Origin of the sequence: Sorangium sp. So ce375, assembly GCF_051473855.1 — a bacterium.
In the GTDB taxonomy this organism is placed as follows: domain Bacteria; phylum Myxococcota_A; class Polyangia; order Polyangiales; family Polyangiaceae; genus Sorangium.
The window spans coordinates 11349058-11362365 of record NZ_CP150335.1; the positions used below are offsets into that span (position 1 = coordinate 11349058).

Annotated in this window: 10 protein-coding genes; 2 read left to right on the forward strand and 8 right to left on the reverse strand. The window is 73.6% G+C overall.

All coding sequences use genetic code 11. The features are described from left to right. Positions 1–149: 149 nt before the first annotated feature. The 7 genes from WME90_RS42450 to WME90_RS42480 form a co-directional block, all read right to left on the reverse strand. Positions 150–3845, reverse strand: a complete 3696-nt coding sequence (locus WME90_RS42450) for a response regulator (RefSeq protein WP_437277796.1) — start codon at positions 3843–3845, stop codon at positions 150–152. Between the two features lie 120 nt (positions 3846–3965). Beyond that, on the reverse strand, positions 3966–5057 hold the full coding sequence (locus tag WME90_RS42455; protein ID WP_437277797.1) for an isocitrate/isopropylmalate dehydrogenase family protein: 1092 nt from the start codon (positions 5055–5057) through the stop codon (positions 3966–3968). A gap of 17 nt (positions 5058–5074) precedes the next feature. After that, entirely contained in the window at positions 5075–6187 is a 1113-nt protein-coding gene (ald, locus tag WME90_RS42460) for an alanine dehydrogenase (RefSeq protein WP_437277798.1), read from the reverse strand. Positions 6188–6351: 164 nt separating this feature from the next. Beyond that, the gene (locus tag WME90_RS42465; RefSeq protein ID WP_437277799.1) at positions 6352–7950 is read right to left on the reverse strand and encodes a DUF4388 domain-containing protein; all 1599 of its coding nucleotides are present in this window, start codon (positions 7948–7950) and stop codon (positions 6352–6354) included. Between the two features lie 52 nt (positions 7951–8002). After that, the gene (locus WME90_RS42470) at positions 8003–9889 is read right to left on the reverse strand and encodes a diguanylate cyclase domain-containing protein (protein WP_437277800.1); all 1887 of its coding nucleotides are present in this window, start codon (positions 9887–9889) and stop codon (positions 8003–8005) included. After that, positions 9886–10683, reverse strand: a complete 798-nt coding sequence (gene dapF, locus WME90_RS42475) for a diaminopimelate epimerase (RefSeq protein WP_437277801.1) — start codon at positions 10681–10683, stop codon at positions 9886–9888. Before dapF ends, WME90_RS42470 begins: the two co-directional genes overlap by 4 nt. Further along, a complete protein-coding gene (locus tag WME90_RS42480; protein ID WP_437277802.1) occupies positions 10680–11018 on the reverse strand; it encodes a DUF167 domain-containing protein in 339 nt (112 codons plus the stop codon). Before WME90_RS42480 ends, dapF begins: the two co-directional genes overlap by 4 nt. Before the next feature lie 253 nt (positions 11019–11271). On the opposite strand from WME90_RS42480, the gene WME90_RS42485 reads away from it, so the two are divergent. Next, positions 11272–12033, forward strand: coding sequence for a hypothetical protein (locus WME90_RS42485; RefSeq protein ID WP_437277803.1), 762 nt, complete (start codon positions 11272–11274; stop codon positions 12031–12033). A gap of 45 nt (positions 12034–12078) precedes the next feature. Here the strand turns inward: WME90_RS42485 and WME90_RS42490 are convergent, their stop codons facing one another. Beyond that, the gene (locus WME90_RS42490) at positions 12079–12693 is read right to left on the reverse strand and encodes a hypothetical protein (protein WP_437277804.1); all 615 of its coding nucleotides are present in this window, start codon (positions 12691–12693) and stop codon (positions 12079–12081) included. Between the two features lie 194 nt (positions 12694–12887). Between WME90_RS42490 and zapA the strand changes: the two genes are divergently transcribed. Continuing rightward, positions 12888–13202, forward strand: coding sequence for a cell division protein ZapA (gene zapA, locus WME90_RS42495; protein WP_437277805.1), 315 nt, complete (start codon positions 12888–12890; stop codon positions 13200–13202). The last annotated feature ends 106 nt before the right edge of the window (positions 13203–13308 follow it).

Sequence of the window (13308 nt, forward strand, 5' to 3'; positions counted from 1 at the left end):
GCGAATCGACGAGCTCGCCCGCCCTTCTTAGGCGGCCCCCGCCGTCGAGAGCCCACCGGCGTAGCGCGCCTGCTATCCGCCGGCGTAGCGCGCCTGCTACCCGCCGGCGCAGCGCGCCTGCTACCCGCCGGCGCAGCGCGCCTCGCCGATCAGCGCCGCCAGGGCGGCGCGACGCGGAGCCGGGTGAGGCGACCGGCCTTGACGACCGCGAAGCGCACGCGCTCCTCGTCCCGGAGCTTCGCCCGGATCTCGTAGGCGCCGTCCTTGGGCGCGAGCGGCAGCTTGACGCTTCCGGTGCCGACCTTCCGCCCGTCCACGAAGAGCGTGTCGCCCGCGCCGGCGATCACCTCGAGCATGCCCTGGCCATCGGGCACCTTGTGCTCGGCGGACAGCGGCAGATCCTCGGGCAGCACGGGGTTCGACGTCGTCTCGCCGATCGGCCCGGCGGCCGCCCCTGCCGGCGCGGTGGTGAGCGCCGCCGCCACGACCGCGCCCGACGAGCCGGCGACGGCCGGCGCGGCAGCGCCTGGCGAGGCCGGGGCAGCGGCCGCTGCCTCCGCCGCAGACGGTCCCGCCTGCTCGGGGGGCGGCTGAGCGCTCTGCAGCTCGTGATCCCGCGACAGCCGCGCGCCCACCGCGAAGACGAACGCCGCCACCGCGAAGAGGACCCACATCGTGGTGCGGTTGTCTCGGGCGGGCGGCTGCGGCGTCGGCACGTACGCCGACGGCCGGCGCACGCGGCGAGGCGTGGGCGACTCGTCGATGGCGGGCGCGGGCGCGGGCGCGGGCGCGGGATCCGCGGGCCGCGCAGCGGGCGGCGCCGTGGAGGCCTTGCGCGCCGCCGGCGCCTCGACGACGGGCGGCGGCGGGAGCGAGCCCAGCGTCAGCAGCCGCTCGGGCTTCGGGTACTCCAGCGCGGGCAGCGAGGCCTCCGGCCTGCGCGGCGCCGGCGCCACGCCGGGCACGGCCGGCGTCACGCCCGCCAGCGCAGCGGCCTCGACCTGGGAGGTCCACACCGGGCGCGCGCTGCTCACGTCGCCTCGCAGCTCGGCGAGATCGCTCGGGACTCGGGGGTTGACCAGGGCGCTCGCGAGCGTCCTCGCGTCTTCCTTGCGCGCGCTCGCGAACGCCGTGTCCTCGTCGTCGGCGTCCACGGACAGCACGGAGATGGACGCCGACGACTCCGGCACCGACACCGCCGGGCCGGGCAGCGACACCGCCGAGCTCGGCGCCACCGAGCCGCGCGCCGGCGCGGCCGATCGCGGCGCCACCGAGCCGGGCACCACCGTGAGCTGGTCGTCGCTGAGCTCGGCCGATGCGCGCGACGATGCGGCGGCAGCGTCGTCGCCGGCGAGCTCCGGGGGCAGCGCCACGGCAGCCGGCGGCGGGTGGCGCCGCACGCCGCGGAGCGTCTCCTCCTCGTAGGCCACGGCGGGCGCGAGCAGGTCCTCGCCCTCGCGGCCGATCACGCGGCGCACGCCGCCGCGCGCCGCGACGTCGTTCAGCACGTCCTCGACGAGGCTCGCGGCGAACTCCCCCGACGTGATGATCGATCGCGGCGACGTCCCCCGCGCGAGCGCCTTCAAGAGCGAGCGCGCCGGCTCGGGCGTCGCCTCGGTGGTCGCGCCCATCCCCTCCAGATCGAGGACGACGCGCTCCACCTGCATCAGCGGCGGCCCATGGAACAGCCGCTGGGCGGCCCGGGCCGCGGCGATCGCCGGCATGAGCTGCTCCGCGAGCGTCCCCTCGAAGCCGGGGCGCGGCGGCGCCCGGAGCTCGCTCTCGGGCGCGGGCGTCACCACGAAGCGGCCGGAGCCGACGCCGAGGAGCGCCGCGAGCACGGAGGGGCCGCGGTGGAACGTCCCGTCCTGCGCCGTCCTCGTCGCCGCGGCGGGGCGGCCGTCCTTGAGCAGCACCTCGTACAGGAACGCGGCGTCCCGGACCGACACGAGCGCGTCGGGCCGGTGCGCGCACGAGAGCGACAGCAGCGTCCGCGTCGTCATGCCGTCGAGCCGGCCGCGGACCTCGCCGCCCGTCGCGATGCGCTCCGCGACGCGCCGCCTGCCCCGCAGGACCTCGTGCATCCGCTGAACGAAGGCCGCGGCGCTCTCCTCCTTGCGGAGGTAGGCGTCGGCCTGGGCGCCGAGCTCGCGGAGCCGCTGGAGCAGGTCCTCCTTCCAGGAGAGCAGGATGACCGGCACGTCGCGCAGCACGACGTCGCGCTTGAGCGCCCGGCAGAGCGCGAAGCCGTCGAGCCGCGGCATGAGCACGTCGCTCACGACGAGATCCGGCGTCGTCTGGTACGCGAGGTCGAGCGCCCGCGCGCCGTCGTGCGCCTCGTGCACGTTCGCCCCCGCGGCCCGGAGCACGCCGGCGAGGAACCACGTCACCGCCGGATCGTCGTCCGCCACCACGATGTCCATCGCCGCGAGCGCCGCCTCGCTCGGCGCCGCGCGGGGCGCGCTGGCCCCGCGCGCCGCCCCCTTCGCGCGGATCTCGCTGTGCAGCCTCGAGCGCTCGGCCTCGGGCGCGCTGGGCGGGATCATCCACGGGGCGAGCGGCAGCGCGCCCTCCGGCCCGCTCGGCGAGAACCGCACGCCGCCCTGCGAGCGGATGGTCACGAGATCGCGGATGCGCGCCACCGCGCCCCAGAGCGCCGCGAGGACCTCGGCGCCGTCGCCGAGATCCACGTTCGACCCGCGGCTCCTCGGATCGGCGGCGTCGCAGAGGCCGCGGCGCAGCTCCTCCGCAAGGCGCGCCCCGAGCTCGTCGAGGCTGACGGCCCCGAGCGGCCCGCGCGCGGCCCGCGCGGCTTCGGAGCGAACGGAGGAGGCCGCTGCTTCCGCGGCGGCGCGCCGGAGCGCGTCGGGCGACGCGGGCTTCGGCAGCGCGCGCGCGGCGCCGAGCGCCAGGTAGGGGGCCGCGTCCTCCGGCCGAGCGAAGCGGCCGACGGCGACGACGGGGACCAGGTCCGTCAGCGGATCGGCGGCCAGCGCCTCCGCGAGCCCGCGCGCGCCCGGCATGTCGGCGTCGAGCAGGACCAGATCCGGAGCGAAGGCCCGCGCCAGATCGATCGCCGTCTCCACGTCGTCGGTGCGCTCCACCTCGAACGACGGCACGACGTCGTCGCCCCCCGGCGCGAGCGCCTCGGCGAGCGGCGCGGCGCCCACGACGAGGACCGTGATCGGCGCGTCGATCGACGCGGCCGACGCGGCCGACGCGGCCTCCGGCGCCTCGGCGGCCGGCGCCTGATCCGCGGCGCGCGACGAGGGCGCGCCCGCTTCCTCGTCCTCGTCGAGCGAGAGCGGCGCGAGCGAGCGGCCGTTGCTCACGTCCGCGATCCAGGTCGTGGCCTGACCCTTGGCGGCGCCCTCCGGCCGGGCGTCGGCGCCGCGCGCGTTCGGCTGATCCGCGGCGGCGCTCGCGCGCGGCGGGGCCGACGGCTGCTCGCGCACCGCGGCGCTCGAGCGCGGCGGGGCGGGCGCCTCGCCCATGGCCGACTGCCCCCAGGCCAGGGCGGGCAGCTCCTCGAGCAGCTTCCGCAGGGCGGCGGCGGCCTCGCCGCTGAGCCTCGCGCCGTTCGCGAGCTGCGACTCTCCTTCGGCGAGCCGCTCGGCGACCCGCACGAAGCGCAGGAGGCGCGCCCCGGCGCCGAGCGAGTGCAGGCGCCGCTTCAGCTCCTCCACGAGCCGCGGCGCATCCCCGTCGGCCTCGATCCGCCGGACCATCTCGCGGAGCTCGGCCACGCGGCGACCCAGGTTCGCCACGAACTCGGCCCGCGCCCCGCCCAGCCGCTCGTGCCGAGCCTCGCTCGCTGCATTGCTGCGCGGCCCCGCGTGCTCCACTGCCCTCGATCCTACGCCCATTGGCGGTCCCGTATCACAGGAGGATCGGACACCCGAACTTCTCGGCGATCGAGACCTCGCGCGCTCACCCGAGGCGCGCGCCGGCGCCCCCCGGTCACCTCACGGCGGTCCCAGCTCGGCGGCGATCTGCTCCCGGACCCAGGCCCCGGCGGCGCGCGTGCCAAGCGTGCCGCCCACATCGACCGTGCACATCCCCTGATCGAGCGCCCGGGAGACCCAGCGCTCGATGCGGCGCTCCTCCTCGGGCCACCCGAGGTGGGCGAGCAGCAGCCCCGCGGTGAGCATCGCCGCGAACGGGTTCGCCACGTCCTTGCCGGCGAGCGGCGGCGCCGACCCGTGCACCGGCTCGAACAGCGCGACCCGCGCCGGATCCGAGGCGTGTACGTTCGCGCTCGCGGCCATGCCGAGCCCGCCCTGCAGCGCCGCGCCGAGGTCGGTCACGATGTCGCCGAACAGGTTGTTCGTCACGATCACCTGGAACTGCGCCGGGTCCTGGATGACGTACAGGCAGAGGGCGTCCACGTAGACGTGGTTCGACTGGATCTCCGGGTACTGGGCGCGCACCTCGTGGAAGACGCGCAGCCAGAGCTCGTGCGCGTGCCGCATCGCGTTCGACTTGTCCGCCATGGTGACCCGCGTCCGCCCGTTCGCGCGCGCGTAGTCGAAGGCCGCGCGGATGATGCGCTCCACGCCCTTCCTCGTGTTCACGTCTTCGTTGATGGCGACCTCGTCGGGGGTGCCTCGCTTGAACTGCCCGCCCATCCCGACGTAGATCCCCTCGGTGTTCTCGCGGAACACGACGAAGTCGATGTCCCTGGCGGTGCGGCCCTTGAGCGGCACCAGCCGGTCCGACAGCGCGCGGACGGGCCTCACGTTGGCGTAGAGGTCGTAACCGAAGCGCATGCCGAAGAGGATGTCGCGCGCGTGCTCCAGGTTGGGCACGCGGGGATCACCCAGCGCGCCGAGGAGCACCGCCGAGCACTCGCGCTGGATCGCGACCTGGATCTGGTTCGGGAAGGTCGTCCCGTCGCGCAGGTACCGGTCGGCGCCGAGATCGAGCTCCCAGAGATCGATCGGGAGCCCTGCTCGAGCCTGGTAGAGCTCGAGCAGCAGCTTCGCCTCGGCGATGACGGACGGGCCGATGCCGTCACCACCGATGATCGCGATTTTCTTGTTCTTTCTCGCTGCCACGAGGTCGCGCTCCCGGGTCAGCCGAGCGCGCGGTCGACCGACACGTACTCCATCCGGTGGGCTGCCGCGACGGGGCCGTAGGTCACCTGGCCGCCGTAGGTATTGATGCCGAGGGCGACCGCCCTGTCGGCCTTGGCCGCGGCGACGATGCCCTGGTTGGCGATCGCCACCGCGTAGCCGATCGTCGTGTTCGTGAGCGCCCAGGTGCTCGTGTGCGAGACCGCGCCCGGCATGTTGGCGACGCAGTAGTGAACGACCCCGTGCACCTCGTAGGTCGGGTTGTCGTGGGTCGTCGGGCGGCAGGTCGCGATGCACCCGCCCTGATCCACGGCGACGTCGACGACGACCGTCCCTCTCTCCATGCGCCGGATGAGCTCTTCGGTCACGAGCAGGGGCGCCTTGGCGCCGGGCACGAGCACCGCGCCGACCACGAGATCGGCGCGCTCGCACATCGTCTCGATGTTCTCCGCGTTGGAGTAGAGCGTCTCGATCGCGCCCCCGAACACGTCTTCGAGGTAGCTCATCGTCTCGGCGCGGACGTCGAGCACGGTGACCTGCGCCCCCATCCCGACCGCGATGGTCGCCGCGTTCCGCCCGACCACGCCGCCGCCGAGGATCACCACGCGGCCGCGCCGCGTCCCCGGCACGCCGCCGAGGAGCACGCCCTTGCCGCCCCGCTCTTTCTCCAGGCACGAGGCGCCTACCTGGACGGCCATCCTGCCGGCCACCTCGCTCATGGGCCGGAGCAGCGGCAGCGAGCCGTCGTCGTGCTGGATGGTCTCGTACGCGACGCCGGTCACGCCTCGCCTGGCGAGCTCCCTCGTGAGATCCGGCTCGGCGGCCAGGTGCAGGTAGGTATAGAGCACGAGACCCGGGCGAAAGTGGCCGTACTCGGAGGGGAGCGGCTCCTTCACCTTCACGACCATGTCGGCGCTCCACGCTTCCGCCGCCGACCTGGCGATGAGGGCGCCCGCGCGTCCGTAGGCTTCGTCGGAGATCCCGCTGCCGTCGCCGGCGCCGGTCTCCACGAGGACCTTGTGCCCGTGCCCGACCAGAGCCCGGACTCCCGCGGGCGTCATGCCGACGCGGTACTCACGTGTCTTGATCTCCCTGGGAACTCCAATAAGCACGATGGCGCTCCTCTCCTCGCCGGACTGCTGAAGCGAGGCGTGTGCGACGATAGCAGAAAGCTGCCCTTGCAACGCTGCGAGCCGCGATATCGATGGCGCCGACGGCTGGTTTCCGAGGGAGAAATCCGGAAGATCCGTTCTGATGCGGTGTTTGCGTCGGCCGGTCATACGCCCGCGGCGGCTTCGAGCGCGGCGCGGACCAGCAGGGTGATCTGAGCGGGCGAGGCGAGGTCGAGCGGACCCATCATGGCCTCTGCGTCGAGCAGCAGGAGCTCCAGGGCCTCGCAGTGCGCTGCCAGCGCGCCCTGCCCGGCGTCGCCGAGGCGGACGACCGCAGCCGCGCCGTGGAGGGCGAGCGGCCAGGCCGGGGCAAAGCTCTCCTCGATCGGGAGACCGATCAGGGCGAGCTCGACGCCATCGCCGAGCCGGATCACCCCGAGCGGCCTCGGGATCGCCGCGTGCGGCGGCGGCTCGGCTGGGACGATGGCGTCGCCGATGCGGCGGACCGCGTGCGAGAGCGTCGTCAGGCGGCGCGAGCTCGCGGCGATGACGAGGTGGGGCGGCGCCGCGAAGCCCGGCCGGGCCAGGCGCGTCACGAGGGAGCGGAGGACCGGGAGGTGCTCCGCCGGGGCGAACGGCGTTGTGAGGTCGGCGAGCGAGACGCGGCGGATCTTCCCGAACGCCGTCAGCTCCATCAGGACCTCGAGGATGAGGAGATCCGGCGCGCTGATCTCGTCGAGCAGCTCGTCGAGGTTGTGCGGCATCTGGAGCAGCGCCGCGAGCTTCTCGGCCACGGCCGCTCGCTCCGCCGGCTCCCCGAGCGGCGCCGGCGGCGACGTCGTCGGGGAGCGCAGCGCTTCGAGCCGGAACATGGTCGGCTCGGCCGCGCGGAGCGTCGGCGGCGGCGGCATCGATCCGACGCGGCTGCCCTTCGCGTCGCTGGTCTGCACGGGCGCGGCGGTGATGTCGGGCACCGAGGTGACGCCGCTCGCCGACGTCGCGGCGCTTTCGTCGAAGGCCGTGTCGACGCTGAGCACCTCGTGATCCGGGAGCGGGGACAGGTCGAGATCGTCGCTCGCCGGCTCGGTCACAAGGAAGGCCTCCCCGGCCGGCGCGAGATCGGTTCGCCGCCGCTGGACCTCGTCGACCTGGCGGAGCGCTTCCATCAGGAGGCGCGAGGTCGGCGCCATGATGCGGCGCACGCTCGTCGGTTCGCCGGGTGAGAACGCGAAGTGGCCGTCACGCTCGCCGAGCAGCCGGTAGAGCGCCTTCTCCCCCTCGAGGCGGCGGTAGACGGCATCGATCACCTCCCCCGCCGAGAGCCGGAGCTCCCCTGCCCCGGCCGGCGTGGTGATGCCGAGGGTGCCGCTCCGGCGGTTCATCGCGAGCAGCTGGAGCAGGTCGACGAGCGGGACCTGCTGGAGATCGCCGCGGATCTCCTGCGGCATCGTCGGCTTGGAGCCGCGCGGCGACGCCTCGGTGATCCGCGAGACGATGTGATCGACGTCGCCGCGCGGGACCTCGTCGGGGTCCAGATCGCCCTCGGCGCCGTCGACGAGGAACAGGATCGGGGTCTCGGCGAGGTCGGGGACGGCGGCGAACGCGTCCGCGAGCGCGCTGTCCTCGTCGAGCGCCCTGGCGGCGAGCACGACGTCGGGCCGGCGCTTGAACGCCTGCTCCACGGCTTCGAACGCGCCGTTCGCGTTGGTCACCGTGAGACCACGCGCCCTGAGCGCCGACGCGAGCGCGCCGAGCGCGTCCACGTCCGAATCAACAAGCAGCACCCTGCGAGACACTGGATCGCCGTCCTCTTGGTCAGCCGAAGACCCGCAGCCCGGCCGCCCGGCCGAGCCGCTCGGCAAGGAAGTCCGCGAGCAGCGGATCGGCGGCGTGGAACCCCTTCACGATGCCCCCCTGATTGCGCCCGACCAGGGCATACGCGCCGTGCTCCGCGAGGACGCAGAGCGCCTCGATGTCCTCGCACCCTGGCGAGGAGCGGAGGTCGACGGCGTGCAGCACCACGTCGTCGCGCGGCGAGGCCAGCAGCGCCTTGACCTGCGCGCCCAGGCTCAGCCCGTCGTGGTGAGCGACAAGCAGGAACACGGCGCCCCCGCGGAGCGCGTTCCTGACGACCGACGTCGCGAGCAAGACGGTATCGGGCACCGACAGCTCGAGCGCGCGGGGCGCCGAGATCGCGGACGGCTCGCCGGAAGCGGGGGCCTCGCGGACGAGGAGGCTCAAGATCTCGCCGATGCTCCGCCGATCCTGGGAGATGCGGTGGACGATCGAGGACTTCGTGGCGTCGGCGCGCCGCCTGGCGATGCGGAGCAGCTGGGCGAGGCTCTGGCCGTCATGGGGAAATGTGGCGACGCCGACGAGCAGCCCCTTCGGCAGATAGCCGGCGCGCTTCTCGCTCTCGGCGACGTGGGAGAGCATCCGCCGATGGCAGGCGTGGGCGTCCAGGCCGGCCGTCTCGGGCATGAGCAGGTGGAACTCGTTCTCGTCGACGCGGGCCAGGATGTCGGTGTCGCGCACGGCGCGGAGCAGGTGCTCGGCGACCTGACCCGGGTTGAGCGTGTTCGCAGGGGGCGCCGGCGTGATCCTCCAGAAGGCGAGCTCGCCCGGGCGCTCCGGTGCGGCCGCCGGGTCGGGCTCGATCACGATGGTGGCGATCGTGAACCGGCGGCCGTGCCGCCTGGCCTTGTCGATCTCCCGGCCGGCCACGTCGACGTAGTAGGCGAAGGAGTAGGCGCTCGACGCCGGGTCCTTCATCGCGGCGCCGCCCGTCGAGCGCTCGCGTTCGCCGAGCAAGGCGAGCGCCGTCGTCGCCTGCGTGGCGAGCAGCTTGACGAGGCCGTCGAGGAGCGGGGCGCGCCGTGGCGTCGAGGCGGCGCTGTCCGGGCGCCTGACCGAGGGGAACGCGGAGCTGCGGCCGGGCTCCTTCTGGAGAAGGAGGTGCCCCGCGGAGAGCTTGCGGAGCGACAGCGGGACCACGATGAGCTGCTCGCGCCGGGCGAAATCGAGGATGTCGGTCTCGGTCCCGTAGGCGGGAGCGCGGTCGAGCGGCCCCGTCGCCGCGGAGCGGACCAGCTCGTTGGAGCGCTCCCCCGCGGCGAGGTACACGGCAGCAGCCGCCGCGCCGGTCGCCTCGACGAACACCTCGGCGAGCTGCTGGGCCGCCGCGGTGCGATCGCGTGCATCGGCGAGCTCGGCCAGGCGGGCGATCCACCCGGCCGCGCGCGCGCTTCGGGCGGACTCCTGCTCGAGCTGCATCCGGAGGGCCCGCTCCGCGAAGCGCAGCCGCACCGAGCCGACCGCGTTCAGCACCTCGTCCCCGCCGAGCGGCAGGAGGAAGAGCCCAGCGCCGCCGAGCGCGACCGCATGGGCGCCCGCCTCGAGCTCCGCCCTCGTCGCCAGCGCGAAGACGGTCGCCTCGGGCGCGAGGGCCTTCAGGTGGTGGACCATGGCGAGGCCGGCGCCGTCCCCGAGCCCGACATCGATGAAGGCGATGTCGGGCGCGGCGGTCTCGGCGAGGACGATGCCCTCCGAGAGATCGCCGGCGAGCATCAGCTGGTCGGACGTGATGACCCGCGAGAACAGCGTGCGGGTCGCCGCGTCGGCGATGACGGCGAGCACCTTGAGCGAGACGTCGTGCGCCGGCGCCCGGCCAGGACTCCAGACCCCCTCGAGCGAGGCGGTCACGCGATCACCACCTCGCCCGAGAACGCCCGGCGCGCCGGGCCTTGCATGAGCAGCTCCAGGGATCCGGGGGCGACGGTGATGCGCAGCGCGCCGCCCGGCAGCGCCAGGCGGAGGGGCGCTCCATACGGCGCGCGGCCCTGGGCACACGCCGCGGCCGCCGCGGCGCAGGCGCCCGTGCCGCACGCCAGCGTGCGGCCCACCCCGCGCTCCCAGACGGTCACGTCGATGCGCGCGGCCTCGCCGTGCTCGGCCGGCCGAACGCGGCAGAACTCGACGTTGACGCCCTCGGCCGGCGTGGTCGCGACGATCGGCCCGAGCTGGTCGATCGCGTCCTCCGTGTAGGAATCGAACGTCACCGCGTGCGGGTTGCCGACGTCCACGCTGGCGAACCGGTGCTCCGCGCCGAGCGCCGTGACCACGAGCGGCTCGCCCATGCGGGCCTGGCCCATGCCGACGAGCACGTCGAAGCGATCGCCCGCCCGCGTGACCTCGCACCGCTTGTCGCCGGCGTCGGTCGCGATGGTGAGCACCTTCTGGGGGGTGCCTCGGGAGACGAGGTAGGCCGCGACGCAGCGGATCCCGTTGCCGCACATCTCGGGGCGGCTCCCGTCGGCGTTCCAGACCTGCATGCGCGGCCGCTCGCGATCGATGACGAGCACGCCGTCGGCGCCGATCCCGAACCGCCGATCGCAGAGGCGCCGCGCGGCCTCGGCGGTCATCGGGACGGCTTCGACCAGGATGAAATCGTTGCCAAGACCTTCCCACTTCTCGAACCGGACGACGTTTTCCTTCATCGCTTCGCCCCGGCGAGCCGCTCTCGCGCCTCGGCTTCCTTGAGCCCGCGGACGGCGACGACCTTGCTCCTGCCGCTCGCGCCGAGGGCGATCTGGACATCGCTCTGGCGCACGTCGAGCGCGCGCGAGAGCAGCTTGACGAGCTCCGCGTTGGCGGCGCCCTCGACGGGTGGCGCGGTCAGCGACACGTCGAGCGCGCCCTCGCGCACCCCGACGATGGCCGACCGCGACGACCTCGGGCGCACCTGGATCGAGATGCGGACGCCTTCGGCGCGCTCGGTGATCGCGAGGCGACTCCAGTCGCCGACGGATCCGCTCTCCTCGGGTTTGCTCATCGGGCCGGCGGCATCGTAGCGTATCTGGGGCTCACGCGTGATTCCCGCGAGGCGCGGTGACGTCGCTCGCCGGGCGGCCATCGCGAATTTGCCGCTCTGCGGCCCGACCCGCTACTCTTTTCGCCCCGGCCGTGGATCGGCTCGCGCAGTACGATCCAGCAGGGCGACTTGCGCCAGCGGCTGTCGTTGTTCGTCGCTGATGCTCATTTCCACGGTGGAGGCGTTTGCCATGACTGATGAAGGAGAAGGATCCGTGAACGCAGCGCCCGGCCTTGCGAGGAGGTTGTGCGCGCTCGCGCTGCTCGCGACGTCGGGTGGGCTGCTCGGGTCTGCATGCGCCGACAACGAGAGCAGCCTGTTCATCCGCATGCGGATGGCGGAGAAGTCAGAAGAGGGGCGGTGCAACGCGACCTGCAGCCCCAGCGAAGGGTTCTGGACCGAGGACGCGGTGGACGCCGCGTTCCAGGGCAGCCACTCCGCGATGCTCTTGGTGGGCAACCAGATCGTGCAGCGCGGCGACTCGGACGTCCTCCGCACGGAGACGTCGCGCGTCCAGCTCTACGAGGCCGAGGTCCGTGTCACCGACATCGAGGGCAACGATGTGACGCCGGGGTACGTCGTTCCGATCACGGGCACCGTCGACCCGGGTGCATCCAGCGAGCCCGGCTACAACTGCGCCGATGTCCTTCTGCTCGACGGCGCCACGATGGACGCCCTGCGTCGGCAGGCCGCGCAGCGCGGCAACGACGTGCAGGTGTGGGCGACGGTGGTGGTGCGAGGCAGGACGCTGGGCGGCCAGGAGGTCGAGACCGCGGAGTGGACGTACCCCATCCGGGTCTGCTTCGGCTGCACGTGTGTCGACACGGCGCCGCCGGAGTGCTGCGAGAACCCTGCGGGTGAGGACTGCGAGGAGGCCGACGATGCCGAGGCTACCTGTCCTGGCGCGCTGGGCCCTGTGGACTGCCGCGCCCTCCACACGACCTGCGCGGAGTACCTCCAGAGCGTCCCCTTGTAGCGCGGCTTGTAGCGCGCTCTCCGGGGGCGCTGGCGCGAGGCGCGGTCAGCGCGCCGGTTTTGTGCGACGCACCGGGGCCGCTTCGGGTGACGGCCCTTTCGCAGCCTCGAACAAGTAGACGAACGGGAGGCTGAGCAGCGCGAGATCGAGCTGGGCCGCAAGGACGACCGCGGTCTCCTTCGAGGGTCCGAGCCCGAAGCGCAGCTGCGCGAGCAGCCCTGTGCTCATCCCGTAACGCGCGTGGAAGTTGTAGCTGCGCGCCCCCCAGAAGACAGCGGCGGCGATCCCTGGCTCCACGGCGTCGGCGTCCTCGCTCCACCGGCCGTAGACGCCGGTGGAGAGGACGAGCGGGAACGAGTCGAGGATGGGCGCGAGCACGGAGACGCCGGCGCCCGTCTGGATCTCGTCGAAGGCGTGGGTGAGGACCTCTGCGTAAGGTCCGACGCCGAAGTCGTCGTTGGCGGCGCGGCCGAACAGGACGTCTCCGCGCAGCCCGGCGTGAAAGACGGTGGAATCCCACAGCTTCCGGTCGAGGCCAGCGCCGGCGATGCCGACCGTGACGCCGGCGCTCGCCTGGGGCTCGGCGCGTGCGGTGCCGTGGGGGAGAACGACGCCAAGGAGCGCGGCGACCAAGGCGGCTGGGCGGCCCGCGGTAGCCATGATGGGCGATGCTACAGGGCGCTCGCGGTGAGCGCGCCTGAATTCTGAGGTGCGGCGCCAGCGCCGTGTGGTGAAGTTCTCCAGAGCGCGTCGCCCATCCGTCGCGGGTGAGGCTCTCCGTTCGCACGACGCAGCCCGCCCTGCGCGCCCGCTGGGGTTCATGGTAGCGTCCGGGGGCAATGGCGCGCCGCACAGTGCAGCTACGGGTAGGAGGTCAGACCTACCGCGTGGTGACCTCCGCGAGCGATGAGGAGCTCCAGCGGCTCGCTGCGGTCGTCGATCAGAAGCTCGCTACCGTTGTGCCCGCCGGCCGCGCCGTGACCCCCCAGGCCATGTTGCTCGCCGCCATCGCGCTCGCGCACGATCTGGAGCAGGAGAAGACCCGAGCGTCGGCGATCGCGGGGCGCGCGCGGGATGCCTTTGGCCGTATCCTGCAGCGGGTCGACGCGGTCCTCGGCGCCGGTTCGGAGTCGCCGTCGCCCAGCGGAGCGAACGACAGCACGCAGTGAGCTGGGCTGTCCGTACTTGGCGAGGGCGATCCCGCTGATCGGCCCTGCTGCTGACTGGAGATCGCATGCTTGCTCCCTCGGATGAAGCTTTCCAGGCCATCGATCC